Origin of the sequence: Streptomyces sp. NPDC127092, from assembly GCF_042722475.1 — a bacterium.
Lineage (GTDB): Bacteria > Actinomycetota > Actinomycetes > Streptomycetales > Streptomycetaceae > Streptomyces.
The window spans coordinates 71,770-96,438 of the sequence record NZ_JBHXFE010000034.1 but is presented as its reverse complement, the minus strand read 5'-3'; the positions used below and the strand labels follow the sequence as shown (position 1 = coordinate 96,438).

At 67.9% G+C, this 24,669-nt stretch carries 25 protein-coding genes; 12 read left to right on the top strand and 13 right to left on the bottom strand.

Annotation, left to right across the window (positions count from 1 at the left end):
• Window positions 1–248: 248 nt before the first annotated feature.
• From ACFWJO_RS26130 to ACFWJO_RS26105, 6 genes are all read right to left on the bottom strand, one after another.
• Window positions 249–473, bottom strand: a complete 225-nt coding sequence (locus ACFWJO_RS26130) for a hypothetical protein (RefSeq protein WP_030195633.1) — start codon at window positions 471–473, stop codon at window positions 249–251.
• A gap of 101 nt (window positions 474–574) precedes the next feature.
• A complete protein-coding gene (locus tag ACFWJO_RS26125) occupies window positions 575–1,633 on the bottom strand; it encodes a DUF2637 domain-containing protein (RefSeq protein ID WP_386868868.1) in 1,059 nt (352 codons plus the stop codon).
• 5 nt (window positions 1,634–1,638) lie between these two features.
• Window positions 1,639–2,205, bottom strand: a complete 567-nt coding sequence (locus tag ACFWJO_RS26120; protein ID WP_386868859.1) for a WhiB family transcriptional regulator — start codon at window positions 2,203–2,205, stop codon at window positions 1,639–1,641.
• Between the two features lie 116 nt (window positions 2,206–2,321).
• On the bottom strand, window positions 2,322–3,020 hold the full coding sequence (locus tag ACFWJO_RS26115; protein ID WP_386868857.1) for an ATP-binding protein: 699 nt from the start codon (window positions 3,018–3,020) through the stop codon (window positions 2,322–2,324).
• The gene (locus ACFWJO_RS26110) at window positions 3,020–4,039 is read right to left on the bottom strand and encodes a hypothetical protein (protein WP_386868856.1); all 1,020 of its coding nucleotides are present in this window, start codon (window positions 4,037–4,039) and stop codon (window positions 3,020–3,022) included. The genes ACFWJO_RS26115 and ACFWJO_RS26110 overlap by 1 nt, the downstream gene beginning before the upstream one ends.
• A 1-nt stretch (window position 4,040) precedes the next feature.
• On the bottom strand, window positions 4,041–4,367 hold the full coding sequence (locus tag ACFWJO_RS26105) for a transcriptional regulator (RefSeq protein WP_386868854.1): 327 nt from the start codon (window positions 4,365–4,367) through the stop codon (window positions 4,041–4,043).
• 549 nt (window positions 4,368–4,916) lie between these two features.
• Between ACFWJO_RS26105 and ACFWJO_RS26100 the strand changes: the two genes are divergently transcribed.
• A complete protein-coding gene (locus ACFWJO_RS26100) occupies window positions 4,917–5,789 on the top strand; it encodes a helix-turn-helix domain-containing protein (RefSeq protein ID WP_386868853.1) in 873 nt (290 codons plus the stop codon).
• Between the two features lie 294 nt (window positions 5,790–6,083).
• Here ACFWJO_RS26100 and ACFWJO_RS26095 read toward each other — a convergent pair whose 3' ends face one another.
• From ACFWJO_RS26095 to ACFWJO_RS26080, 4 genes are all read right to left on the bottom strand, one after another.
• Complete coding sequence (locus tag ACFWJO_RS26095) at window positions 6,084–6,713, bottom strand: HAD-IA family hydrolase (RefSeq protein ID WP_386868851.1); 630 nt, start codon at window positions 6,711–6,713, stop codon at window positions 6,084–6,086.
• A gap of 286 nt (window positions 6,714–6,999) precedes the next feature.
• Window positions 7,000–8,235, bottom strand: coding sequence for an MAB_1171c family putative transporter (locus ACFWJO_RS26090; protein ID WP_386868849.1), 1,236 nt, complete (start codon window positions 8,233–8,235; stop codon window positions 7,000–7,002).
• Between the two features lie 149 nt (window positions 8,236–8,384).
• Entirely contained in the window at window positions 8,385–8,906 is a 522-nt protein-coding gene (locus tag ACFWJO_RS26085; protein ID WP_386868847.1) for a hypothetical protein, read from the bottom strand.
• Window positions 8,907–9,710: 804 nt separating this feature from the next.
• Complete coding sequence (locus tag ACFWJO_RS26080; protein WP_386868846.1) at window positions 9,711–10,244, bottom strand: hypothetical protein; 534 nt, start codon at window positions 10,242–10,244, stop codon at window positions 9,711–9,713.
• 467 nt (window positions 10,245–10,711) lie between these two features.
• Here ACFWJO_RS26080 and ACFWJO_RS26075 point away from each other — a divergent pair, with 467 nt between their 5' ends.
• Genes ACFWJO_RS26075 through ACFWJO_RS26065 form a run of 3 tightly spaced genes read left to right on the top strand, consistent with a single transcriptional unit; the run spans window position 10,712 to window position 14,113 of the window.
• The gene (locus ACFWJO_RS26075) at window positions 10,712–11,806 is read left to right on the top strand and encodes an ABC-three component system protein (RefSeq protein ID WP_386868844.1); all 1,095 of its coding nucleotides are present in this window, start codon (window positions 10,712–10,714) and stop codon (window positions 11,804–11,806) included.
• Window positions 11,803–12,264, top strand: coding sequence for an ABC-three component system middle component 2 (locus ACFWJO_RS26070; RefSeq protein WP_386868842.1), 462 nt, complete (start codon window positions 11,803–11,805; stop codon window positions 12,262–12,264). Before ACFWJO_RS26075 ends, ACFWJO_RS26070 begins: the two co-directional genes overlap by 4 nt.
• Window positions 12,257–14,113 carry a hypothetical protein gene (locus ACFWJO_RS26065; protein WP_386868840.1) on the top strand — a complete coding sequence of 619 codons (1,857 nt, stop codon included), beginning with the start codon at window positions 12,257–12,259 and terminating at the stop codon, window positions 14,111–14,113. The genes ACFWJO_RS26070 and ACFWJO_RS26065 overlap by 8 nt, the downstream gene beginning before the upstream one ends.
• Window positions 14,114–14,226: 113 nt before the next feature.
• Here the strand turns inward: ACFWJO_RS26065 and ACFWJO_RS26060 are convergent, their stop codons facing one another.
• Genes ACFWJO_RS26060 through ACFWJO_RS26050 form a run of 3 tightly spaced genes read right to left on the bottom strand, consistent with a single transcriptional unit; the run spans window position 14,227 to window position 16,757 of the window.
• Complete coding sequence (locus tag ACFWJO_RS26060) at window positions 14,227–14,940, bottom strand: WbqC family protein (RefSeq protein WP_386868838.1); 714 nt, start codon at window positions 14,938–14,940, stop codon at window positions 14,227–14,229.
• Between the two features lie 19 nt (window positions 14,941–14,959).
• The gene (locus ACFWJO_RS26055) at window positions 14,960–15,628 is read right to left on the bottom strand and encodes a YdcF family protein (RefSeq protein ID WP_386868836.1); all 669 of its coding nucleotides are present in this window, start codon (window positions 15,626–15,628) and stop codon (window positions 14,960–14,962) included.
• A gap of 16 nt (window positions 15,629–15,644) precedes the next feature.
• Window positions 15,645–16,757 (bottom strand): helix-turn-helix domain-containing protein, encoded by a 1,113-nt coding sequence (locus ACFWJO_RS26050; RefSeq protein WP_386868834.1) that lies wholly within the window; start codon window positions 16,755–16,757, stop codon window positions 15,645–15,647.
• A 153-nt stretch (window positions 16,758–16,910) separates the two neighbouring features.
• On the opposite strand from ACFWJO_RS26050, the gene ACFWJO_RS26045 reads away from it, so the two are divergent.
• The 8 genes from ACFWJO_RS26045 (at window position 16,911) to ACFWJO_RS26010 (ending at window position 24,658) form a co-directional block, all read left to right on the top strand.
• A complete protein-coding gene (locus tag ACFWJO_RS26045) occupies window positions 16,911–17,303 on the top strand; it encodes a hypothetical protein (RefSeq protein WP_386868833.1) in 393 nt (130 codons plus the stop codon).
• Window positions 17,300–17,821, top strand: coding sequence for an ATP-binding protein (locus ACFWJO_RS26040; RefSeq protein WP_386868831.1), 522 nt, complete (start codon window positions 17,300–17,302; stop codon window positions 17,819–17,821). The genes ACFWJO_RS26045 and ACFWJO_RS26040 overlap by 4 nt, the downstream gene beginning before the upstream one ends.
• Window positions 17,822–17,843: 22 nt before the next feature.
• Window positions 17,844–18,512, top strand: a complete 669-nt coding sequence (locus ACFWJO_RS26035; RefSeq protein WP_386868829.1) for an HAD family hydrolase — start codon at window positions 17,844–17,846, stop codon at window positions 18,510–18,512.
• A gap of 134 nt (window positions 18,513–18,646) precedes the next feature.
• Window positions 18,647–20,317, top strand: coding sequence for a hypothetical protein (locus ACFWJO_RS26030; protein ID WP_386868827.1), 1,671 nt, complete (start codon window positions 18,647–18,649; stop codon window positions 20,315–20,317).
• Entirely contained in the window at window positions 20,314–21,270 is a 957-nt protein-coding gene (locus tag ACFWJO_RS26025; RefSeq protein ID WP_386868825.1) for a thymidylate synthase, read from the top strand. The genes ACFWJO_RS26030 and ACFWJO_RS26025 overlap by 4 nt, the downstream gene beginning before the upstream one ends.
• 8 nt (window positions 21,271–21,278) lie before the next feature.
• The gene (locus tag ACFWJO_RS26020) at window positions 21,279–22,997 is read left to right on the top strand and encodes a carbamoyltransferase (RefSeq protein WP_386868823.1); all 1,719 of its coding nucleotides are present in this window, start codon (window positions 21,279–21,281) and stop codon (window positions 22,995–22,997) included.
• Window positions 22,994–24,049 (top strand): hypothetical protein, encoded by a 1,056-nt coding sequence (locus ACFWJO_RS26015; protein WP_386868821.1) that lies wholly within the window; start codon window positions 22,994–22,996, stop codon window positions 24,047–24,049. The genes ACFWJO_RS26020 and ACFWJO_RS26015 overlap by 4 nt, the downstream gene beginning before the upstream one ends.
• Before the next feature lie 96 nt (window positions 24,050–24,145).
• Entirely contained in the window at window positions 24,146–24,658 is a 513-nt protein-coding gene (locus ACFWJO_RS26010; protein ID WP_386868819.1) for a topology modulation protein, read from the top strand.
• The last annotated feature ends 11 nt before the right edge of the window (window positions 24,659–24,669 follow it).

Genomic DNA, 24,669 nt, shown 5'->3' with positions numbered 1-24,669 from the left:
GTTCGGCGGTTCGTGGTGGGTGGGGTTTTTTTTTCCCCCCCCGACGACCGGCCCCCCTTGGGGCCGTTTCTCTGGTTGTTTTCCGACCCCCCTCGCCCGAAACCCAGCCGGGCTTCCCCCGCCCTCTGGGGCGGGGGCAAGTGCGTACGACGGGCCGTAGGACCGTCGTACGCGATAGCTTGCTCCGCCAGGAGCCGTCGTGGGGTCACGCTGCTGTCCGGCGGCGGTCACCGCCGGGTCGTCGGTGTTCACCGGCTCGTCTCCGGGTCCTGCTGCTGGATTTCGCGGACGAGTTCCTCGATCCAGTCCATGGCGAGGACCGGGTGGTGGAGGGTCCAGGGGCGATCGTGCTGCTCTCGTTGCACGATCCAGGTGGTGTCGGGGCCGGACTGGGCGCGGTGGAGGTGGCCGCGCTGGTGAAGGACCGTCAGCCAGGAGTCGACTTCGGCGGGAGTGGCCGGGTGGGTGCGCATCGGGTGTTCTCCGCTTCTGCTCTGGAGGGGTATGGCGCGGGTGTCCGGGGCGGGTGACCGGCTGAGGTGACCGGCTCGGTCACCCGCTCCCTGGCGTCCGGTCAGTTCCGGCTGGAGGTGACCGGCTGTCCGTGCTGGGCGCGGAGCTGGGCCATCAGGGCGGTCAGGGTGTCGCTGGAGAGCGGGATCTGCTGACCGCGGATCGCCTGGGCGACCACCTTGCGGGTCAGCTTGTCCTCGGCCCTGACCGCTGACCGGGCGATCTTCAGCAGTTCCTCGGTGTCCGGGTCGGGCCGTCGGTCACCGGGTGTCCGGGCCTCTCGGTCAGTGACCGGCGGCGGCGTGACCGGTGGGGTGGCGCCCGCCGCCGGGCTGTCTTGGTTGCCGGTGACCGGGGCGGTGTCGGCGGGGCGGTCAGTGACCGGCCGAGCCGAGTCCGACTGTCCGGGCAGGTCAGCGGCCCCGTGCGACTGGCCTCCGTCATCGGTGACCGGGTTGCTGCTGCCCACCGGGGCCCTGTCCCCGGTCAGTGACCGGGAGGCAGGAGCCTGCTTTCCCAGGGACAGTGGCGGCCGGCCGGTGAGGGCGGTGACCGGCTGACCGGCCTTGACCTGACCGACCGCCGACCGGCTCTGACCGATCCGGTCAGTCCGGGTGACCTCCACGGCGTCGCGCCGGTCACCCTGACCCGGGTAACCGGGGTGACCGAGGTCCTCGCGGTCACTGCCCTTGACCGGCCCCCGGGCGATGAGGATGTAGAGGTGGACCGCTCCGGCCAGGGCGAGCGGGGCGATGGTGGACAGCACCGCGACCACCGTGTCCCCGAGCCGGAGGCCGGTCCCGGCGGCCGCGTCCTCGTTGAGCCGCACCGCGTGGAGCGCGTTGGCCCAGATGCTGGCGGCGGTGGCAGTGCCGAAGAGGGTCCAGACGTAGAGCCGGGCGCGCAGCGGCGCGTCGCGGAGGACCAGGAGCGCCCGGACGCCGTAGGCGATGAACCCGTCGATCACCAGGGGGAAGAGGTAGGTGAGGAAGCCTCGGATGTGGATGGCGACGGCCATCTGCTGCAGCGCGTCGTACGACAGCGCGCATCCCGCGCCGCCGAGGGCGATGACGACCGCGCGGTCCCAGCCGGATATGTGCGCCGTCTTCGGCGCGGTCATGGCGGTCACGCCGCCGTCCCGAAGTCGTCGCGGCCCAAGCGCTCGCCGCCGGACTCAGACGAGGCGGTGGCTGTCGCGGGCTGGTTCAGGTCTCGGTTGCGTAGGGCGCGGCGGAGTTCGCGGTACCGCTTCTGGGCGTGCTCCTCGCTGATCTTGAGGAGCCAGGCCAGGCGCTGCTCGGTCACCCCGTGGCGGTAGGCGGCGCGGATGACCGCGCGGCGCTCGGCCTTGGTGAGGTGGATGTCGCGACCGGCGATGGTGTCGTTGACGCGGCTGTAGTCGAGGCGGTGGGCGATCTTCTCGTGCAGTGGTCCGCGCTCCTCTTCGGTCAGTCCGCCTCGGATGCCGTCGGTGTCACCGGCTTCCAGGGCGGCGTCCAGGCAGGTGCGGCGGACCGGGCACTGGCCGCACATCGCCTTCGCTGCGGTGATCTTGTCGGTCTCGTCGGGGTCCGGGAAGAAGATCTCGGGATCCACCGGGTTGTACTCGGTGCTCTGGCAGACGGCCTGGTCTCGCCAGGTGTGGTCGCCGAGCGACCGGTGGCGGACAGGGCTGTGCGTCGTGCTGGTCATGCGGGTGCTCCGATCGCTCTCCGCGGGCAGGGGCGTCGGCGGAGAGGTGCGCTGGGTCGGGGAAGGCTCGGGGCGGCGCGCAGCAGGCGTGGCCCGGCGCGGTGGCCTGGGGCGGGTCAGGCCGCGAGACGGTGTCGTCTGCGGTCGACCTGCTCGAACTCGACCCGGGTGGTCATCTGTGCGAGCCGGGAGGCGACCCGGTCGCCGAGGTGGGCCCGGAGGTCCCTGATCGCCAGGTTGGTGGTGATCAGGGTTGGGAGCTCGTAGTTGTACCGGCGGTTGATCAGCCGGTACGTCACTACCTCGACCCACTCGCTGGCCTTGGCCGCGCCGAGGTCGTCGATGATCAGCAGCGGGCAGCGGCTGACGGTGGCCAGCTCCCGCTCGCTGTCGGCTCCGGGACGGGGCCGCAGGTCGGCGTACAGGTCTGCGGCGGTGGTCGCGCGCCAGCGCACGCCGACTCCGCTCTGTACCAATCGCCGGACCGCGCCGTACGCCTGATGTGTCTTGCCCGCGCCGACGACGCCGGCCATCAGCAGGCTGGGGCCGGTAGTGACCTGTCGCCTGGCTCCCTGGTTGGGAGCGACGGCGGCCCCGGCGACGGTCCGGACCCAGGCCAGGACCTGGGGGTGGTCGGCAACGGCGGCCCGGTAGCGCGGGGGCATCCCGGCCGACAGGGCCTCCAGCGGGGAGACGGTCTCGGACTCCTGGGCCGGTGCGGCGCCGGGGTCGATGTTGCGGGCGGCCAGGATCCGGGCCATCCGGTCCAGAGTGCCCTCGCCGAGAGTCTGCGGTTCGCGGTGACGGGTGCGCATCACAGCTCCTCGGCGTAGGCGGCAGCGGCGTTGGACGGGTTGGTCCACGCCTGATGGGCGGGCACGTTAGGCCGGATTCCCGGCCGCGCCAAACCTGCGGGGCACGCGTTCATGGCCTCGTTGACCATGCTGGTCAGCACGCTCGGGTGCTTGGGGTTGGCCGCGAAATTCGCCAGCCCGGCCCTGATGTGCTCCGGCGCGATGCCCTCGCCCAGGAGCTTCTTGGTGATCCGGCCGAGGTGTCCGATCACGTCGCTGGGTGGGCGCTCGTCGCAAGCGGCGACGTACTCGCCGACGAGTTGGTTGGCCGAGACGCCGGCGGCGGGCGCCGTGCGCCCCGTAGGGACAAGAGATCCAGGATCCAAGATCCTAGATCCAGGCGCCGAGACCTCTCCGAGGCTTCGGGGAAGGTTCGGGGAGTGCTCGGAGAATGCCTCCTGACCTGCACTCTTCGTTCCGGGCTGGCTAAGGGCACCGCCCCCGTTGTCGGCGGCTTCCTGCCGGTCGGCGGAGACCCCACCCCTGTGTCCGGGAGGCGTCGAGGTGGTCTTGGCGGGCAGGTCGAGGTCTCGGGGAGCGCTCGGCGAGGTCTCGGCGAGTCCTCGGGGAGCAGTGGACGAACCCTCGGTCCGCTTGGTGCAGGTGCCCTTGCAGGGGGCGCACCGGTCGGCGGCCTGGTGCTGCGGGCAAGACGGCAGGCGCGACTGGCTCGGCTTGTCGATCTTCTGATGGTCGGACCAGGTCACGATGTGGAGGTAGCGGCGGCCGTCGCAGCCGGTGTACCGGCAGATCAGACCGGCGGTCGCGAGCTGGTGAAGGTCGTCTTCGACGTGGACCGAGGTGTGCTCGGCGCGGAGGGGCCAGAGGAGCCCGGCGATGATCGCGGCGTTGTCGCGGTGGCGACCGTGGTCGTCAGCCTGGGTGAGCAGCCCGAAGAAGGTCCGCTCTGCCTCGACGCGCACTTCGGCGAGCGACTCGGAGACGAATGCCTCCGGCTTGATGGTTCGTATCCGCGCCATGTCAGCGGCCCCGAACGGCGGCGGTCAGGCCGCTACGGGTGAGGGTGGCGTCGGCGAGGTGGAAGGTGTGCGGTCGCGTCCAGTCCGCCTCCGGCCAGGGCCTCAGGATCCAGCGGCCCGCGACCCTCGCGGCGGTACGGCCCAGATCCATGGTCTTCCCGGCCTCGTCCTTGACGACGGCGTGCAGGTGGGGCCACCTCTGCTTCGGGTCGTTGACGCTGACCCGCATGGTGGCCGCGCCCGCGACCATGCCCGCGAGCTGGGCAGCAAGGCGGCGCTGGCGGCCAGCGTCCGGGCAGGCCGGGGTTCCGATCGGCATGGCGAGCATGCGATACTCCGTTTTTCGTAGGAGCGCGGTGCGGCGGTTCTCGTGCAAAAGCCCCGCCGCCCGCGTGATGTGTATGGGCACCTCTCGGGGCGCCAACCCGGCGCTTGGGAGTTGGTAGCTCCCGGGCGCCGGTTTCTTCGTTTCCGAGCCACGTCACGGACCATGCGTCCGCATTCGTCCCACCTCCTCATCTGCTCGTTGCGTCTCTCCCCAGGTCGCCGCCCTGGGAGGGACGACGAACATAGGTAGACACCTGCGGCAAGTCCACCCGTGACTCCCTACAGGTCGCACAGGGATCGCGACAGCCGGCGTCGGGGGTCCCCGACCGGCCGGCAACGACTGGACCGAACCCGACGGCGCGTTGCGCGAGTGGTCACGACAACGCAACGTGCATAGAGGTCCCCGAGGGCTGGCACCATAGAGAGCCGGAGCCCGGCCAGCAGGTGCGATACGGAAACGTACGCCAGTTGCAGAAATGTATCAACCCTGGGCTACAGTTGCCCCAGAGGCCGCCACCACCGGCCCGGTCACCACCCCGCAGGAGTTCATGTGCCACGTCAGTTCGACGGCAGTCGAGTGCGCGCTGTCCGGCGGGGCAAGGACCTCCATCAGAAGGAATTGGGCGAGATGGTGGGCGTCAGCGCCCCCACGGTCGCGCGATGGGAGAGCGGACAGGACTTCCCCAAGGGTGAGAAGCTCCCCGCAATTGCAGCGGCGCTCGGTCAGTCGCTTGATGTCCTTTTCCCTCACGACGGCCCGCCGGACCTGCAGCTCCTGCGCTGCGACGCCGGCCTCAGCGTCGCGCAGGCCGCTGCGATCATCGGCGCGAGCCGCGTGCCGGTGAGCAACGCCGAATCCGGCCGGCGCCGGCTCAGTGATGCTTACGTACAGCCGCTCGCCCAGGCGTACGGGGTGACCGAAGAGGAGTTGCTGGCCGCCCAGGACCGCTCGTTCGGGCTTCGCCCCAGGGCCTCGCGTGACGAGCATGCGTCCGCACCCAGCACGGTGGGAGAGAAGATCAACTATCTCCTGGAGCACGGGTACGTTGGCCAGGAAGCACCCTCCGATGAGGAAATTGCGCGGATCGTCAACGAGCATGCGGGCGTGGCGGCCGTCACCGCCGACGGCATCGCCGCCCTTCGCGCGGGCATCACGACGGAGGCTTCTGATGTGGTGCGTGCCGGCCTAGCTGCGGCGCTTCAGGTTGACGCGGCCCTGTTTCAAGATGATGCCGAGGTCGACCCTGCGGCCCGCGAATTCCTGGAGGCACTCCGCTTCCTCGGCTCGATTCACCGAGGGCAGATCCTCGGCTTGGCTGCCCGCGGCAACGGCGGGGGCCTGTCTGCCGAGATGATGGCCAAGATCAACGAGCTCGTCGGAGAGCTGAAGCACAAGCTGCCAGAGGTGCAGGACGGGGAGTGACGCCGTCAGCGAGCGCTCCCCGGGGACTGGTTCCTAAGGCTCTGCCGCTCTGCCGGCTCAGCGTCTGACGCGGATCGTCGACCCTGCGTGGACCAGGTCGGTACGAGCCATTCCCGGCAGCCGCGTCAGTGGCTGACAACAGTGAAGGGACTACGGGCGATACCCATTACCGGGTATCGCCCGTAGTCCCTTCACTGTTCTTGTTCCCAGCGCTCGAACGCGGGGGCGAGGCACCCTGCGCGTCCGCTGCGGCCGCGACAGGCAGTGGACGCCCCGGCACGGCTGACGCCCGGGCTAAGACGCCGTGAGGTCCACGCCGAGCAGCTCGGAGAGAGTGGCCACCGTCTGGTGGGGGTCCTGGTTGTGCACCCCCGCGATGCCGAGCTGTTCTGCTGCCCGGACGTACGCTTCGGTGTCGTCGACGAAGACGCACTCCTCGGCCGGCAGATCCATGAGCTTGAGCGTGATCTCGAAGAGCTCGGGGTCAGGCTTGCGCAGCAGGTGCTGCTCGGAGATCACCACAGCGTCGTACAGCCGCTCGAGCTCGTAGCCGTCGTACAGGTCCCAAGGGGCGAGCCCCACACTGTTGGACAGGATGCCCACCTTGATCCCGGCCTGCCTCGCTGCGGCTGCGGCATTGATCATCAGCGGCTCGGGGCGAAGGTCGCCGAAGATGCGGCCCATCAAGTTGTCAGCCGGCACGCCCAGCATCTTGCCGGCGAACTCGTTCCACTCGGTCTGGGAGACCGTTCCGCGCTCGAGGTCGCTCGTGATCCGGACACCCTCCTCGTCCTTGTACAGGGCCGTGAGGCAGGCACCCTGCGGGAGGCCCTCGCGCTGCTCGAACGCGAGCACTGCAGGCAGCAGCGGAGTGGTGAGAACGCCTCCGAAATCGAGGATGAGGCCCGTGCGGCGGTTGGACATGCGAGAACTCCAGATTGCTGAGATTTCGGACGCCCATCCAGACCGGATAGCGTCACTGCCCGGCTACATGTGGCGACGGGAGTAGAAGTGCGTCGCAGGCCGGGGTGCACTTACGAGGCGGAGCAAGACCTATCAGTCCGCATGACCACGGTACCAGCCCAGTTCATGCGGCGGACGGTGCCAAATCTCACGCACCGACCTAAGCAAGATCGCCATTCAGGCTGGTTTCGCTCTCTGAGCAATAGGGTCTGAACCGAGAAATCCGACTGAGAAAGCTGATAATGGGTTAGCGACCCGGTTGGGATTCCACCTCCATGGAGCGCAGGAGAAGCTCCCGAGCTTGATCCGTGCTGATGTGTGAGTAGGCAGTGCTGACTCTCGCAAGCCACGCCGCTTCGCTATCGGTGTCAACGAACGGTTTCTCCCTCAGAGGGGCAGTGGCGTACAGGTTGGCTTGCGTGGTGTCAGCGGCCTGGAGTGCGGCCTTAATCCAGAGCGCTTCCGCGGCCGGCTCAGGGTCGGGATGCGACGCGGTCATGTCCTCGGCGGCGAACATCAAGTCTCGCGGAGCGTAATAGCGCAGCTTCTCGCAAGCGTCAGCGATGTCCTGAGTCCATCGGTCCAGGCGAACATCGATGGGGATGCGTATGTGCCGGAGTTCCGCGAGGCGCCGCCCCGGTGGATACAGGCTCGTTCCGGGAAACGCATCCACCAGGTCGAACCAGAGTGGGTAAGTCCTGTGAAGGGTGCGCCAAGTTCTCCATCTGGCCGCTGCCGCGCGGGTGGTGGGAATGCTCGCACCTACGGCAACGATCAGGAAGAGCAGGTTCATCCAGATCGCCGTGGCGTCTACAAGAAGCCGGACCCTGGAGGGACTTAGAGGGAACGCAACCGCAGCCCAAAGGATGGTGATGCGCGCGACTGTGTGGGTCAGCCCCATCCACATGGAAATCCCCATCAAACCCAGCCCAATGCGCATGCTCGTGTTCTCGACCCGTCGCGCTGCCCTCGTCCACTGGTAGCCGCAAACTGCGGTCGTGATGAGCGGGAAGAAGTAGAACACGGTCATGTAGACCGCGACCCCCCATTGCCCAGCGTGGTCGATCAAGAAGTTTTGACTCGGCTTGTCGCGGTCCACCACGGTGAAAAATAGGACCGTGAGCAGAATGACGCCCATCAGTCCCGTCCCGTAGGAGGCGCGGGCGATCCGGCGGGAGACCGCTACGTGCCGAGGTACGACTGTCTCCGAGCTCTTCCCGTAGCTGGTGGCGACGTAGGTCAGGGCCGCGATGATCGCCGCGGTACTGGCAAAGTGCCTGAGCAGGGCACTCAGGTCCACGACTGGAATGCGATCCACCGCATCCATTACTGCTGGCGTGTAAAGCCAGAGGGCTACGGCGAATCCCGTATAACCGCCCCAGAGTGCCCGGCGGTGGGCGTCGGCGTACCGAACTGCAGGGAATCGCCATACGGCGATGAGGGTCATCACAGCCGCAGTAAGGTATTTGATGTAGTCGAACACGTAACCAGTGGGTATCTGTGCCGGCTGCACGTTTCGCCGGCCCGGAAGGCCAGTCGGCCGCAACCTTGATTGCCAATAAGTGGACTGCGCGATGCGGCGGAAGTCGTAAGGCCGGGAGCTGTGCCTCAGTGGTCGCCAGTCGATCGCGGCTAGAGTCGGCGCCGCGGTGGAGCAGCGACTGGGTGAGCAAGTGAATGCTCCAAGAGGCTGACCATGTCATCTCCCGTGAACGACTGACGGCGCGCCAGCCGCTTGATCAATGAAGCCGAAAGCTCGGCCTGCTTTTCCTCGGGGCTGCCAAAATCCACGCGCCCCTGGACCAGGGCCGACGGGAAACGTCGAAGGACTTCCTGACGAATGCGCTCAGGGACGTAGCGCTCGATCTCTGCATCCGTCAGGGAGGTTCCGTGGTTCAGCCATTCATGCGCGAGCTCATGGAGAATGATGTGCTCAGTCTGATTGCGACTTGAACGGCGGCGATAGAGGATGATCGTGAACTCCGGCGCTTTGACCCGGAGGCCACATGCCGTGCCCAGGCCCCCGTCGGCGTCATCCAGTGGCACTAGCCGAATCTGGCGACCCAGCGCGCCTTCCATATTCCGCACCAGCGCCTCGACACTGAAGGGAGCGGGGATAGGAAGATCGACGAGCAGACTCTCGCATTCTTTCACGAGGGCGCGCCGTGAAGGGTCCCTACGCCAACGCATCGCCGCTCCATTGAAATGCCACTGAGGTGTTCACTACCAGCCCGCGAGGCGCTAGCAGCCAGGAGCTTGTGCTTGGGGTGCGCAGCAGTCGACCGACTCACACCGTCTACACCTAATCTTACAAGGAGGAAAGCATGATCCATGCGGAACTGGCGTGTTACGAAGCTCACCCAAGTACGACAGTTCGCAATCTGCACCCCCAAGATCAAAATTTGGTGACGCCGCGTTAATTGAACTTTGAGTGCTCGTGCGGCGCTCCCATTCGGACTAAGAGGCGTTGAACTGGTTGAACAGAGCTCGCCCTGCTCTTCGATCTTCGGGCGCCCTGCGAGAGATGACCGGGTGGATCCGCCGTGTGCACAGTTCGCGACGGATAGCTGGGCGTCCGATGGGGCACCGGCCAAGGCGGGTCTGAGTGCCGTCATCGAGATTGTGGCCCTTCTGCCGCACTTCGAGAACCACTGGAGGGATGACGACGGTGCGTCGTCATCCCGGCGTCTTGTGGGTCGAGTAGCTGTCCAGGGGCAAGTGGACAGGGATCCTTGACCTTGCCAGTGAGGGCGTATTCATCCCAGCAGGCCGAAGGCACGTTCGCCAGCCGCCCGGAGTCGGGCGTGGTCGACGGTTGAACTGCCGATAGCGATCGGTCTGTTCGCGGTGGCGGTGGTACGGGTTGCGGACGGGGGCGCCGGTGCCCCCGCAGGTGCGGTCCGCAACCGGGTTCCTGTCTGGGGTTCTGGTAGCAGCAGCTTCAAGATCAGGAGGCGGTCAGTCGAGCGGCTCGACCAGCGCCGCGCGGGACGGCTCCGGGGGAAACACGTGCCCGTAATACCGCGTGTCCCGAACGATCAAGCCGTCTTCGTCCAGTTCGAGAACGACAACCACGTGCCAGATGTCGCCCGCGTAGTCGTTGACGCCCTCCAGCACCCACACCCTGCCCTCGCCGGTCACCCGGCGTACGGTGATGTGCGGCGGGACCGGGTACGTCTCCTGCATCCGCCGCATGGCCTCACGCCCCCGAATCCGTTCTCCGGACTGCGGCATCTCCGGGGACCGGATCGCGTACTCCGCTTCGGGCGAAAGCCCCTCGGGACCCTGCGACAACAGCCGCTCAAGTACCCCGCGCATCGACGCCATATCACTCTGGGACACCGCGCGGCGCAGCAACCGCTGGAGCTCCAGGATACCGGTATCGGACATCGTCACCCCCGGCAGCGAGCCTGTTCTCACCGTACGGGCGCGGTAGCGGTTTCGCCTGCGACGGGCCCTCACGCGGATGGAAGCGACGCCGACGGCGGCCACCCCTCGACATGGTCGCACTCGATGCGATCCTGATCCATCCACCCGGCTGGCCATCGAGAACCTCGCCCGCACCGGGATGCGTCGCCGCGAGATGCTCGGCCTCACCGTCGACGCCGTCGTGCGGCCACTCCCCGGTCGCACGCCGGCCGCAGTCGCCGGAGCGACGGATCTGGACCACATGAGGAGGCAGCCCGCTTCCTCCCCCAGTACCACCAGGCCGACCCCCGAGATGGCCAATCTGTTCGAGGTCCTCATCTGCACCGGCATGCGCAAGGGCGAAGCCCTCGGCCTACGCTGGGCATGCGCTGCGCGCTCTCCGCCATAGCCAACAAGCGTCTGTGCAAGAGGATGGCTCATTCTGACCCGAGAACATGTAGTAGCTCTTTGTTGAACAGACACCCGGTGGTATTCCTTGCCTCGCTGTCCCGTGTTGATCACAGTGGGACATGGCCGACCGGGGGGGAAGCGTGCTGGACGATGGCGACGCTGCGGCGAACCGTGACAAGGCTGTCAAGCTCAGGCTGTCCGGAGCCGGTCTGCACTTCCCGTCCCTGCCGAGCCCCAAGAAGCAGGTCTTCGCCTACGACCCCAACGAGTTCGAAGAGTTCGTCGAGGAATGGGTGCCGGCCCTCAACGCCCGCTACGTGCGCGTGGAACGGCACGGCGGTAGCGGGGATCACGGAGTGGACGTCGCCGCCTATCTCACGCCGCAGGCCATGGAGGGCGAGTGGCACAACTACCAGTGCAAGCACTACGGCGACGCTCTCACCTGGTCGAAGGCCGCACCTGAGATCAGGAAGCTTTTCGCCTCAGTCGTACAGAAGCGCTACACACTGCCGAGCCGGTACATCTTCGCCGCGCCGATCATCGGCCGTAGCCTGGTGAAGCAGTTTGCGAGGCCCTCTGATACGCGGGCGAAGTTCCTCGCCGAACTCGCCTCCACCAGGGATCCCGTCATCACCGCGCTCAGCGCCGCCGAACGCGAGAGCGTCGCCAGTCTGGCGCAGAGCACCGACTTCTCCATGTTCGAACCGGTCGACATGGACGAGATGCTCGACCTTCACAAGACGACCCGGCACTGGGCCGACCGGTTCGCCCAGCCGCTCCCCCCGCGCCCGCAGGTCATGAACCCGCCGGCCGAGTACACACCCCTCGAGGCGCGGTACATCCAGAAACTCCTCGACGCCTACCGAGAAGAATGGGGCGAAGAAGCCGACACGCTGGAACGCGTCGCCGAAATCGAGGATGCCCGCGATCACCTCAACCGTCAGCGTGAAGCCTTCTACAGCGCGGAATCCTTGCGCGTGTTCGCCCGCGACGCCACTCCCGAGGGCCACTTCGAAGCCGTTCTCGACGACATCCACGCCATCGTCGTCGAAGTAGCCCGCGGCCGGCACCCCAGTGCCCTTGACCGACTCCAGGCCGTCCTCGTCACGGCCGGCCAGGTGGTGCTCACCGAGACGATCCTCGCCAAGCAGGTGAGACCTCTCGACCGTAAAGGGGTATGCCACCACCTGGCGAACGACGATCGGCTCACCTGGCGCCAGGGAGGTAAGGCATGAACCCGCTCAACAGCCCGCTGGAAGTCGGTGTGCGTGCCTTGGCTCTGCTGGCCGAGAGTCATCCCGAACCCATGGACCTCACCCAACTCGTCGTGCTCGACTACGCCCTTCTGCACAGCGCGGAATTCGACGGCCCGCCGAGCCTGCATCCCGACCTGCCCGCGCGGACCGGAGAGCTGGGCATGAAGCGCCGACTCCTCGAACAGGGACTGCTCGTACTGATCCGCGCCGGGCTGGCCGGCATCGAAGCACACCAGCAGGGCCTGATGTACCGGGCCACGGAACGGGGACCGGCGTTCATCGACATCCTCGAAACACCCTATGTCGACCGCCTGCGCGACCGCGCCGAGTGGGTCGTGCACGAATACGCGCCCCACGTCGAGGTGGACGCCGTCACACGCGACCTCATCAACCGCCCCGCCGACCCACTTCTGCCGCACGAGGTCCACCGTGACTGACCTGAGACTGCTCCACCTCACCTATGCCGGATCAGCCAGGCCTCCTGCGCAAGTCGTCTTCGACGACGACATGACAGTCATCTACGGGGCCTCTGACACCGGCAAGTCGTTCATCGTCGATTCCATCGCCTACATGCTCGGCAACAGCAACCTGACCCTCATCCCCGAAGCCGAGGGCTACAGCCAGATCCTCCTCGGACTGCGCCTGCCGGACGGCAGCCCCCTCACTCTCGTGCGCCGGCCCGACAGCAACTCCGTACAGGCGCACTTCGCCGACCTCAGGGACCTGGTGACCCGCGCCGCGGACCGTCACCTGACAGCCACCCACACCGCACGCAGCACCCGCAGCCTCTCCATGTTCCTGCTGGGCGAGCTCGGGCTGAGTAGTGTGCGCATCCGCAAGAACGAGGCGGGCGGGACTCGCGACCTGATGCTCGCCGACCTCGCACACCTGTCGGTTGTCACGGAAACCCGCATGGTCGACCCGCTCTCCCCGGTCCTGACCTCTCATGCCAATTCGACCAAGACCGCAGCCACCTCGGTGATGAAGTTCCTTCTCACCGGCGAAGACGACCCCGTCGTGGACACGGGTCCGAACCAGGGCCAGCGTCGGGTTCACAAGGGGCAGATCACCCTTCTGGACCAGATCGTTCTCGACCTTACGGGCAAGCTCACCACTCAGGAGAACGAGACGCAGCTGCGCGAGCGGCTGGCACGCATTCAGACCACCATCGACGCGCAGTCCCAGTCCCTGAGGTTCATCGCCGACCGGCACATGAACGCGGTTACCAGCCGCATGCAAACATCCCAGGAACTGGCCGCACTGGACAATCGTCTGGCCGAGGTCACCGACCTCCTCACCCGATTCAGGCTTCTCGAGCAGCAGTACCGCTCCGACCTGGAGCGCTTGGAAACGGTGAGTGAAGTCGGGAGTCTCCTGGGATTCTTCCGCGTGGGAACCTGCGTCTTCTGCGGTGCCGCACCAGAGCACCAACACCCTGGCCACAGCGCCGAGGAGACAACACAGCTCCACGATGCCGTCCAGGCGGAGATGGGCAAGACCACCGGTCTGCTCACCGACCTTCTGCCCACCATCACGGAGCTGGACGCAGAACTGGCCACCCTGCACATGCGCCACGAATCCGGCAGGGCGCGGGCTGCTGACCTCGACGCACAGATCGACACAGCCGAAGGCCAGCTCGCACCCCTGCGAGCACACATGGACGATCTCCTTGCCGCCCGATCCGCCGTGGAGCGAGAGCTGGAATTGCACTCCCGCATCAGCGAACTCGAGAACCGACGCTCTGCCCTCGATGGCGAGGGCGCGGTCGCGACCAGCCGCCCGGCCGAGCACATCCCCGCACGGGTGGTGAACGCCTTCGACAGCTTTCTTAGGGACACCCTCGGTGCCTGGAAGGTGCCCGCTGTCGACTTCGCCGAGTACGACCAGTACACCGCCGACATCCGTGCCGGAAGCCGAGCGCGCGCGGGGCGAGGCAAGGGTGTGCGCTCCGTGCTGCACTCGGCCTTCACCACCGCCCTGGCCCGCTACTGCCACGACCACGACCTCCCGCACCCCGGCTTTGTCGTACTCGACTCCCCGGTCGTCACCTACCGAGAGCCCGTTGGTGAGGACGTCGACATCACCGGACACGTCGTCGACCACTTCTACCGCGACATGGCCACGTTCCCAGGCCAGGCCGTCATCGTCGAAAACGGCGACCCCCCGGACGACGTCCTCCCCCACGTCACCGCCTACCGCTTCACCGGCTCAGCGGAGGGCCGCTGCGGCTTCTTCCCCATCAGCGCCGCACGCCCCCCAAAGGCACCCGACAGCACCGGCACCTAAGAAGCCGACCCCTGACACCGCCTTCCCAAGGTCACGGCCAGAGGTGTGGAAGAAGCCCCGACCTTCGATAGAAGCCATCCCGACCCTCTACGGCAACAGCACATTCCGTCGTCCTACGCCCCGCCCGTCCCCGGACGGTGCTGGGACGCGATGGCTCGCAGTTCGCCGAGCACCGCAGAAATCCCTGCGGTCATGAGGGGCTGTACGGAACTCACCCGGCGCGCATCCCTCCAAACGCCGGCGTTCGGGGTCACGAAGGGTAAGACACTCAATCCGTGATCTTCGAAAGGCGTGTTGATCAAGTAGCGCATGCCGCCGGTTCCGCACAGGTAGCCGTGTGCACCGGTCACGGCGGCGAGGTCTGCGAGCCGTTGCGAGCGCTCCGACCGGGCCGGCAGGCGACTGCTACGCACAATGCGGCCCCGCCACCCCAGCAAACTGAGCAAGACCTTCGTGGACTCCTCAGCGACCTCGGCCATGCTCTCGGTCTCAAGCCGGTGAAGGACTGAGTCCAGTCCGTCGCGGAGCATCGGCCAGTCAGGGCTCTTCGCGTAGTACTGCGTCAACATCTGCGTGACACGGCGACGAGCCAGCCGTGGGTCGACCACAACAGCGTCTCTGATGAGCGTGGCTCGGCCGTGGGGCAGGTGGGTGGGAATCGAGAGCCACTGGAACCGGGACGGGCTGGACATGCTCCCGAGGCGGGCGCGGTGCTGGAAGTCGCGGCGGGCGAACTGGACGTCGTCGAGGACGATCCAGTAGTCCGCCGCGAAGAGCTTCGCGAGGGTGCTCAGCCGGGGGAAGAGATTGGGCTGGTGGATCGCCACCAATCCCCCGGAGGCCGTGTCAGGCGCCGATGAGCCTGCTGGTGAAGCCGGCGCGGATAAGGTCTTCGTACGCGGCATACACGTTCTCCGGGACGTCCTGCTCGATCGCGAAGCCCTGCTTCGGATACTCGATGATGCGCTGGAGGTCGCCGACGAGCATGTCGATGACGAGCTTCTCGTCGCCGATGCTCTTCCGGTAGTCGTCGAACTCCATCGGTTCGGAGGCGCACAGCACTTCGACCTCGGGCCACAGCTTGCGGGCGGTGGCGAAGGAGCGCCGCTCCATGTACGGCTTGGAGACGAGGAGCACCGCCTTCGGGTTGATGCCGGCGGAGACGAGGAGCTCGTGGGACAGCTCGATGTTCTGCCCTGTGTTGCCTGCGTTGGGCTCGACCAGGATCGCGCTGTCCGGGACGCCCAGCGTGAGGGCGTGCTCGCGGAAGTGGACGGCTTCGCCGCGGGGGAAGACCTTCGCGGTGGTGGGGCTGTTGCCGCCGGTGAATACCAGGGTGGGGAACAACCCGGCGCGGTACAGCTCGGCGGAGAAGGCAGCGACGCCGAGGTCGTGACTGCCCAGGCCGATCGCGACATCGACGGGACGCAGCTCGTGACCCATCTGATGGTAGTCCCAGACCAGCTTGGCATTGCGGATCTGCTCGTCGTTGATGGCCGGCTGGTTGTCGGTCACTCGCTCGTCTCCCTGGTCAACGTGGTAAAGGGCTGGCTGGCCCATCGGCCGTCCTCCGGATGTCCGTGATGCTGCGGAGCTGGTGGGTCAGGCCGTACTGGGCCGCCCGCTTGGCAGCGTCGTCGAGGACGCGTAACCCATCATCCAGGGTCGCGCGGTCGGAGAGGAGGATGTGCCCGTACGCGGTGTCCAGCCGTACCCGCTGCATGGGCGCGTCGGTGATGCCTGTGCTGCGAGCCAAGTCGATGAGGCGAAGGGCTGCGTCGAGATTTCCGGTACCGCGGTGGGCCAGGGCGAGCTTCTGCTGTGCGACGGACCAGTCGTCCTGCTCGGCAAGGCCCTCGAACTCGCGGATGGCTTCCTCCATCACCCGTACCGCGTAATCATGGTTGCCGTCCTTGCTGAGCGCGGTGCCTACCCAGAGGCGCGCACGAGCACGATCCCTTGGGGATAACCGCTCATCGATCGCAAGGTCCTCGTACTGGCGGGCCGCTGTCTCCAGGGCGCCGGACATCTCGGTAACGACCGCGAGGGACAGGTCGAGCTGCGCCACACGGCGCGGAATCTGCAACTCGGTGTAGAGCGTACGTGCGTTGGCGTAACACCGCTGGGCGGAGAGCGGGCCTACGACTGCCCCTTGGTCCCTCTTGAGATCGCCTTGCAGGGCGACGGAGCGGGCGAGGAGGTAGGTGCCTCGCTCGTCCAGCTCCGAGGGCTGATAGCTGGACGACCATCGTCGAAGCAGGTCGTCGGCGAACGCGAAGTTCTGGTGGGACAGCGCGACGACCGCACGTTCGAGGTCGTCCGTCCAGGACTCGTACTCCCAGGCCCGAGGTCGAGGGATGGTGACGCGCGCCGTTTCGCCGGCGAGGCGTCCCCCCTCTCCCTCGGAGAGCTTCGCGAGCTCCGTCTCGAATCGCAGATGGGTTGCGGCATCGGACCGGGCCAGCGCCGTGTCGAGGATGGCCTGGCTTTCGGTGTTGGGCCGCCGCTTGTCCCGGTACTTCTCCCAGTTGCTGATGGTGTTGACCGCAATGCCCAGGTGCTCAGAGTAGCGGCGCACGCTCAGCCGGAGTGCCTTGCGCAGGGCAAGCGCCTCCAGGCCGGTCCATTCGTGAACGGTCGCCACGTGCCACTCCTTTCCGATGCCATCGAAGCACGTGGCGACCGTGCCGGGGGCGGTTGTGGGACAGAAGTGGGACAGACGTGGATTCCCCGATCGCGGGGCGGCGGCCAGGCTCGGAGTGTCTCCCCTCCCCCGATCCGATGGGTGGTCACGGCCATGGAGCTCCTTACGGAACAGCGGAACGTCACGGGCCCGATCGTCTTCGGATTCCTGCGGCTCGTCGGGGTGTCCGCAAGCCGGCACCAGGCTCTCGCCAAGACCATCACCGACTACTGCCGCCGCCACGAACTAACGCTGGGCGGTGTGTACATGGAGCGGTGTGCGGCGACGTCGGGCGCGTTCGTGGGCATGCTCGACGCCGTCGCGGCCACTCGCCCGTACGGCGTCGTCTTCCCCGCCCCGTCCCACCTCGGCCCCAGGGCCATAGCTGCTGATCGCAGGCAGCGGCTCCGCGCGGCCGGAGCGGAGATCCTGCTCGTACGAGGGGCCCGCCCCTCCCCGAACAGCGGTCCCGCCTCGATGCCGGCCTCGGGGAGCGCCACATCATGAGCCTCGACCGGGACCTGCTCCTGCCGGACAGCGGCCGAATCGACGGTCTGGGAAGCATCCTCGGCACTCCACAGCACCAGATGAGCCTGACGCTCGCCGCCGACGACACGGCACCGGGCAGGGCACGGTCCTTCACCCGCGAAGCGCTGATTGCCTGGGGCGTCGAGGACCTGCTGGACCACGTCGTGCTCATTGTCAGCGAGCTCGCGACGAACGCCGAACGCCACGGTCGGCCCTTCATGCACCACGAGCGCGTTGGGCAGGCCAAGTACCGCCGACAGCAGGACGAGATCACACTGACGCTCGCCCTCCAGGCCGACATCGTGGGGATCGAGGTGGAGGACAACTCCCCCGAGCCCCCCGTCCCGCGGATCGCTTCCCCCTACTCGACCGGCGGACGTGGCCTGCTCCTCGTATCCGCACTGGCCGACGCCTGGACCGCCTGTCCCAAGAAGGACGGCAGCGGCAAGCGGGTGATCGCCTTCGTGAAGCGCCCCGAGAGCTCCATCGACCCCTGATCCACTCCACTGGAGATACCTCATGTCCACCCCGCTCCCGCCCTCGCCCTTACCCCTGAAGGCGCTGCTGCTCGACCTCGACGGCGTACTCCTCGACACGCGCCCGGTCATGGAGAGCGCATGGCAGCAAGTCCGGAAGGAGCACGGCCTCGACGTACCGTTCGAGGAGTACGAGCGCCACATCGGCCGGCCGTTCGGCGACATCATGGAGCGGCTCGGGTTCGCCGAGTCCGAGCGGCTTCACCGTACGTACAACGAGGCGTCGATCACGGCGGCCCAGCGTGCGCGCGAGTTCGACGGCATCGTGGAGGTCCTGCACGCCTTCGTCGCCGCCGGCTGGCTCCTCGGCATCGTCACGTCCAAGCCCTTGGAGCGGGCGGCCCCGCTTCTGACCAACCTCGGCTGCCCGTTCTCCACGGTGCGCACGCCGAACGGTGGTGGGCGCGGCAAGCCCGCGCCGGACCCGGTTCTCCTCGCGCTGACCGACCTGAGTGTCGATCCCGCCGATGCCGTGTACGTGGGCGACATGGCGGTCGACCAGGAAGCCGCCCGCCGCGCCGGAGTCCCGTACGTCCACGCCGGCTGGGGCTACGGCTGCCCGGGCTCCTCCTCCCCTGTGGTCGCCGAGTCCCCGAAGGACCTGCTGAGGCTCCTTTCTCCGGGCCCCTTCCTCGAAGGGAGTCTGTTGTGACCACGCCCTCTCGCCATGTCCACGGTCTGACGCGGGCCGACATCGACGGACAGCCCGCCTGGGCACTGGTCGGCGACTCGTTCGCGACTTTGACGTCCGCCCGGATCACGACCAGCGAGCTGGAGGCGCTGCCCGTGGACACGCAGGAGCACGAAGCCCTGGTCGAGCGTGTCATGGACGCCCTCCAGTGGTACGGGGCCTATCTCAGGACGACGCCGGGCGGGGCCGGGTGGCTGTACGTGCAGCACGTACCGGTCCGGCGCCTGGTGGCTCACGTCGTGCGCAAGCTGATGGCTCTCAGCGCCTGGGAGCCGTTCAGAGAGGCGCCCGGCCCGCTGAAGATCGCTCCGCACGAGGGGCTCGTCGGGCTGCGGGAGAGCAGCTCGCGAGAGTACCTCGCCTACACCGTCACCTGGTCCGGCATCGCGTATCTGCTCGGGGCAACTGCGTTGTACAACCCGTTCCGTTCGGCGCAGGTGAGCAGTCTGCAGTCGGTGCGCGTCGACACCCGGGTGCCAAGCCCTCCCCCGTCGGCGCTGCCACGCACCGGCGTCGTCGCGCTCTCGTGGTCGTCCCGACATGCGGCCACTCTGCTGCCGGTACTCGAGAACCTGGCAGGTGGTGGCCGGACGAGCCTCCTCGTCGATCTCGCTACGGACCCGGCGCAACACTGCGACACCCCAGCTGTCGAGTGCATCACGCTCGTTACGCCTCCTCCTGGCCTCTTCGCTCTGTCCGGAGCCGTGGGGCGTCTGCAGCCGCGGGACGACGAGCACGTCGTGCAGGTGGAGGAACACGTCGTCCGGCTCTCGCGTCTGGTCCGTCTCCTGGCCGTCCTGCTGGAGACAAGTGGGGGATGCACCCAGCCGTCGTGGCGCTCCGTGGTCCGTTTGGAGACGTGGCTGAGCGGTGTCCTGGAGGCGTCTCGCCCGCACACGCTGCTCGTCAGTAACGACACCAGCCCGGTCGGCGCGCTCGCCGCCCACCTGGCCGAGCTCAACGGCGTGAACACGGTCCATGTGCAGCACGGGGCCTGGACTGCGGAGTCGGTTGCGTGGCCCGCGCTGCACAGCCGGGACATCGTCGTCATGGGAGATCGCGATGTCCCGCTCGCCAAGGCGTGGGCGCGGCACCCGGACGCCGAGGTCCACGTGCTGGGGCAGCCCCGCTTCGACGTCCTCGCCGGCCTCGGGCGGGAGACCCAGAGGCAGTACCTCGAGAAGCTGCTGGTCCCCGGATCCGGGCGGATCCCCGACCGGATCATGGTCTGGGCCTGCCAGCCCTTCGGTCCCGACCGACTCAAGGCCCACGCCGACCTCCTCCTGGACGGGATGTGGAACGCCGAGGGCGAATGGGGACTGGTCATTGCCCCGCACCCGGCGCAGGGCCCGGAGGTCTTCGCCTCGCTCATGCAGCGGGACGGAAGGCCGCTCGTGGCCGTCGCCGATCCGCAGGTAGGGGCACGGGGTTGCCTCGCCGGCGCCGACGTCGTGGCGAGCGCCTACTCGACGTGCGGCATTGAGGCCGCCCTCTTGGGCGTGCCAATCCTCGAAATCGGTACGCCCAACGAATACACGCTCGGGCTCGCCGCCCACGGCCTCGCACGACGCTGCGGCACCGCCGGAGACATTGCCGACGCGCTCTCCGCACTCCGCAAGCCGGGTACGGCTGCCGAGCCCGGCTCGACCGACGCGGTCTGCCGCTGGAGCGGCGACAGCGCCGCCCTCGTCGCGCGACTCATCGTCAGCCGCGCGTCCGGCGATCAGGTCGAACACGTCCGAAACGAAGGAGCTCCCGCCCGATGACATCCCTGACCGCCGACAGCATCGCCGAACTCTTCGTCGGTGCCGTATCCCTGGCCAAGTCCGGTGAGATCGTGAGCCCCCGCGGCATGGCCACTCGCGAGGTCCTCGATGTCCACATGCGGCTGACCCGTCCGCGGGCCCGCCTGCTGTACGCGCCCCCGAGCAGGATCTTGAACCCCGCGTTCGCGGTGGCCGAGACCGTCTGGATCCTCTCCGGCTCCGACGAGCCCTGGATCTTCGACTACAACACCAAGCTTCGACAGTACGCGGACGACGGGGTCCTGCGCGGCGCCTACGGCCCGCGGATGCGGAAGTGGGCGGGCACGGTGGACCAGCTGGCCCGCGTCGTGGAGATCCTCAAGCAGGACCCGGATTCCCGCCGGGCCCTGATCCAGCTCTACGACCCGGCCCGGGACGCCGCCGGCCACAAGGACGTGCCCTGCACGCTGGGCTTCCGCTTCTCCCTGCGCGACGGCCGCCTGCACATGTCGACGACGATGCGCGGTCAGGACGTGTGGATCGGCATGCCGTACGACCTGTTCTTCTACACGGTCCTGCACGAGCTCGTGGCCGGCTGGGTCGGCGCCGAGCTGGGCGAGTTCCACCACCACATCGGGTCGCTGCACATCTACGAGAACCACCTCGACCAGGCCGAGGAGCTGACCTCGATCGTCGCGAGCGTCAACATGCCGGAGCTCACCACGTCGTGGGAGGGCTTCGACGACCTCCTCCATCAGGTCAGGGGGCGGGACGTGACCGGCCACGCCGGCTGGGACACCATGTCCGAGACCCTGCGCAGCTACCAGCTCTGGAAGGGCGGCCGACGGGAGCAGGCGACAGCCCTGGCCGGCAAGATCGACGGGCCGCTCGGTCAGGCCATGACCGCCTGGTACGACGAGCTGAACCGTCGCTCCACGACCTCATCCGCGCATGCCTCGGCCGGTGCGCGGTGACGGCGGCCGTGGACCAGGCGCCCTCGGTCATTCTCGGGCTGTGCTCGTACACCCACGACTCCGCCGCCGCGCTGCTCGTCGACGGGCAGCTCGTCGGCTTCGTCGAGGAGGAGCGGCTGTCCCAGAAGAAGCACACCAAGGACTACCCGCGCCACGCCGTCGAGTGGCTACTCGGCGAGGCCGGACTGTCCCCCACCGACGTCGACGCCGTGGCCTACAACTTCCAGCCCACCCGCTACCTACTCGAATCCCCGGCCTCCCTGCGTCTGGCCCTGTCACCGACCACGCGTGACCGGGCGGTGCCACGAGCCCGGGGCTTCGCCAAGGTGGCGTGGCGGACTCAGATCCGGGTCCGCGACATCGGCCGTCGGTTCCCCGCCGCACGCGTAACCCCCGTCCTGCACCACCGGGCCCACCAGCTGGCCTCCTTCGCAGCCTCTGGGTGGAACGAGTCCGCCGTGCTGGTCATCGACAGCCTCGGCGAGCGGCAGACCACGACCATCGCCCGCGGGCACGACGCACTCCGACCACGCACCCGCACCCTGGAGGCGATCAACGATCCCGCCTCCCTCGGGTACGTGTACGGCGCGGTCACCGAGCACCTCGGTTGGCGTCGCGGTGACGAGGAAGGCACCGTGATGGCGCTCGCCGCGCTCGGCGATCCCGAGCGATTCCGGGAACTCTTCGCTCGTGCCGTCCGCGTCACCCCCACCGGCTTCGCCGTCGACCCGCTCTACTTTCCCCCGCGTGTGCTGACTTCGGGCTACCCAAGGACTTCCCGGCGCTTCATCGACGAGACGTGCCCCGAACGCCATCCGAGCGAACAGCTGCACGACGTGCACCGGGACCTGGCCGCAGCCCTCCAGGAGCGCACCGAGCAGGTGATGCTGCACCTGGCTCGCCGAGCGCGGACCATCACCGGCTCCCGCCGACTGTGCGTCGGAGGCGGCGTCGCCACGAACTGCGTAAGCATCGGCCGCATCATCGACGCTGGCGTGTTCGAAGAGGTCTTCGTGCCGCCCGCCCCCGGCGACGCCGGCACCGCGATCGGCGCTGCCATCGCCGTACACCACGACGGCCACGGCCGACAGCCCGTGTCCGGTGTCACCCGGGCCTGCTACCTCGGTCCGTCCTTCGAGGGAGCAGCCCTCGACCTCACCCGGTGGCCCCGCCTCCAAGAGAAGGCGCTGGGAAGCGACGTGGCCGAGTTCCTCGCCGAGCAGCTCGCCAACGGTTTGATCGTCGGGCTCTTCCAAGGGCGGGTCGAGGCCGGCCCCCGCGCCCTGGGTAACCGCTCCATCCTGGCCTCCCCGCGGGAGCCTGGCGTCGTCGAGCGGCTGAACGCCACAGTGAAGTTCCGGGAGCCGTTCCGTCCCTTCGCCCCTATGGTCCTGGCCGAGCGTGCTGCGGAGTTCTTCACCCTCGGTCAGGAGGCGCCGTACATGTCGATGGCGTCCGGCGTGACCGACCAAGCACGCGAACTGGTGCCGGCCATCGTGCACGCCAACGGCACCTCCCGCCTGCAGACCATCACCCGCTCGCAGAACCCGTTCATGCACGAGGTCCTCAGCGCCTTCGCTCGGCGCACGGGCGTACCGGTGCTGATCAACACCTCGCTCAACGTCAAGGGCAAGCCGATGTGCGGGACACCGGAGATGGCGCTCGATTGCCTGGCCAACTCGGGGCTGGACGCCCTGCTGCTAGAAGGACGGTGGATCACCAAGTGAGGATCGGATACAGCTTTTGGGGTTTCCTCGGCAACGGGATCACCGACACACCGGACGGGGGCCGCAGCCACCGCCGCCCCTTGATCGACGCCCTCCTCGACCGCGGCCACGAGATCGTCTTCCTGCAGGCCAACCGCGACCTGATCGAGGCCGGCGACGACCTGAGCAACGCCTACACCTTCCACAGCGGCAGCCCGGACATCGACGCCCTGTTCCTGGAGTGGCGCTGGGCGATCGACGGGCGCAACACGACGCCATGCGGCACCGAGGGGCATACCTGCGACCTGCACCGCCAAGCCGAGCTGCTCACCCGTTACACGGTGCGCAGGAAGACGCCGACCGTGATCTGGGACAAGGACCGCAAGCTCCGGGCGGAAGGCGTGTGGCGGCGCGTTCCCCAGGCCACTGTCTGCGAGGCCGCCCTCGAACCGACGCCTGGGGCTCACCGCCTGCTCTTCCCCGTCGACGACTGCCTGCTCGCCGGGGCGGATCCGGTCGCGCTCGCCAAGCGGCCCCGGGACCTCGTCCTCGGGTACCTCGGCAACCAGTACGACCGCGACGAGCACTTCGACCGCTTCTTCGCACCGGCCGCCGCGCGCTTCGACCACCTCGTCGGAGGCAAGTGGACCAACGCCAGCCGCTGGCCGCACGTCCGGTTCCTCGGCAGGCTCCCTTTCGAGGCGGTCCATGGCGTGTACGGCAGGTCGTTGGCGACCGTGCTCATGTTGCCGGAGCGGTACGCCGCCGTCGGGCAGGTGACTCAGCGGATCTTCGAGGCCGTACTCGCCGGCTGCCTCCCGCTCGCTCCTGCCGACATCGTGCACGCCGACCGCTTCGTGCCCCAGGAGCTGATCGTCCGTTCCGGCGACGAGGTGATCGAGCGACTGAACCACCTCCAGCAGATCGCCGGCACCCAGCAGCACGCGGACCTGATCGCGACCTGCCTGGACCGCCTGGACCTGTTCCGCCTGAGCCGACAGGTCGACGCGCTGGAAGCCGTCCTGAACACGGCCGTGTACCCCGTCGTGGCACTGGAACGCGGAGCGGCCTGATGCAGCTGAGCAGCCAGGTCGCCAAGTCCGGATCATCCGAAGGTGCCCGGGCCGCCGGTCCGACCGAGCACCCGAGCACCTCTACGCTGGAGCATCATGAAGAAGGTCGCCATCGTCGGCTGCGGAGGCAGCGGCAAGTCGTACCTGGCGCGCGAGCTGGGCAGGATTCTCGACGCCCCGGTGACGCACCTGGACGCCGCGTTCTACGACGACGAGTGGAACGAGCTGCCCATGGAGAGGTTCGCCGATCTGCAGCGGGAGCTGGTCGCGCAGCCGAGGTGGGTGATCGACGGGAACTACAACTCGACGCTGCAGATCCGGCTCGAAGCCTGCGACACGGTGGTCCTGATGGACGTCTCGACCGCGGCCGCGCTGTTCGGGATCTTCTCCCGCCAGCTCCGGCACGGGGCCGGGCACAAGGGCAACGGGGTGCACAACCGCATCCACTGGGGCGTGATCAAGTACGTGGCGACGTACCGCCGCAAGATGCGCCCGCGGGTCATGGCCAAGATCGGCGAGTTCGCCTCGGGCCGTGCCGACGTGGTGCTGCTGTCCAGCCGGCGGCAGACGCGTCGCTGGCTGCGGAAGGTCGCCGCCGAGCACCGCTGAGTGCACCGCTC

What these genes read in the sequence shown, in the direction of transcription:
- ACFWJO_RS26045 (WP_386868833.1), top strand. Translation starts at nt 16,911, where the DNA reads ATGGAGCTCCTTACGGAACAGCGGAACGTCACGGGCCCGATCGTCTTC.
- ACFWJO_RS26115 (WP_386868857.1), bottom strand. Translation starts at nt 3,020, where the DNA reads ATGCGCACCCGTCACCGCGAACCGCAGACTCTCGGCGAGGGCACTCTG.
- ACFWJO_RS26025 (WP_386868825.1), top strand. Translation starts at nt 20,314, where the DNA reads ATGACATCCCTGACCGCCGACAGCATCGCCGAACTCTTCGTCGGTGCC.
- ACFWJO_RS26040 (WP_386868831.1), top strand. Translation starts at nt 17,300, where the DNA reads ATGAGCCTCGACCGGGACCTGCTCCTGCCGGACAGCGGCCGAATCGAC.
- ACFWJO_RS26110 (WP_386868856.1), bottom strand. Translation starts at nt 4,039, where the DNA reads ATGGCGCGGATACGAACCATCAAGCCGGAGGCATTCGTCTCCGAGTCG.
- ACFWJO_RS26010 (WP_386868819.1), top strand. Translation starts at nt 24,146, where the DNA reads ATGAAGAAGGTCGCCATCGTCGGCTGCGGAGGCAGCGGCAAGTCGTAC.
- ACFWJO_RS26120 (WP_386868859.1), bottom strand. Translation starts at nt 2,205, where the DNA reads ATGACCAGCACGACGCACAGCCCTGTCCGCCACCGGTCGCTCGGCGAC.
- ACFWJO_RS26095 (WP_386868851.1), bottom strand. Translation starts at nt 6,713, where the DNA reads ATGTCCAACCGCCGCACGGGCCTCATCCTCGATTTCGGAGGCGTTCTC.
- ACFWJO_RS26125 (WP_386868868.1), bottom strand. Translation starts at nt 1,633, where the DNA reads ATGACCGCGCCGAAGACGGCGCACATATCCGGCTGGGACCGCGCGGTC.
- ACFWJO_RS26070 (WP_386868842.1), top strand. Translation starts at nt 11,803, where the DNA reads ATGAACCCGCTCAACAGCCCGCTGGAAGTCGGTGTGCGTGCCTTGGCT.
- ACFWJO_RS26105 (WP_386868854.1), bottom strand. Translation starts at nt 4,367, where the DNA reads ATGCTCGCCATGCCGATCGGAACCCCGGCCTGCCCGGACGCTGGCCGC.
- ACFWJO_RS26035 (WP_386868829.1), top strand. Translation starts at nt 17,844, where the DNA reads ATGTCCACCCCGCTCCCGCCCTCGCCCTTACCCCTGAAGGCGCTGCTG.
- ACFWJO_RS26130 (WP_030195633.1), bottom strand. Translation starts at nt 473, where the DNA reads ATGCGCACCCACCCGGCCACTCCCGCCGAAGTCGACTCCTGGCTGACG.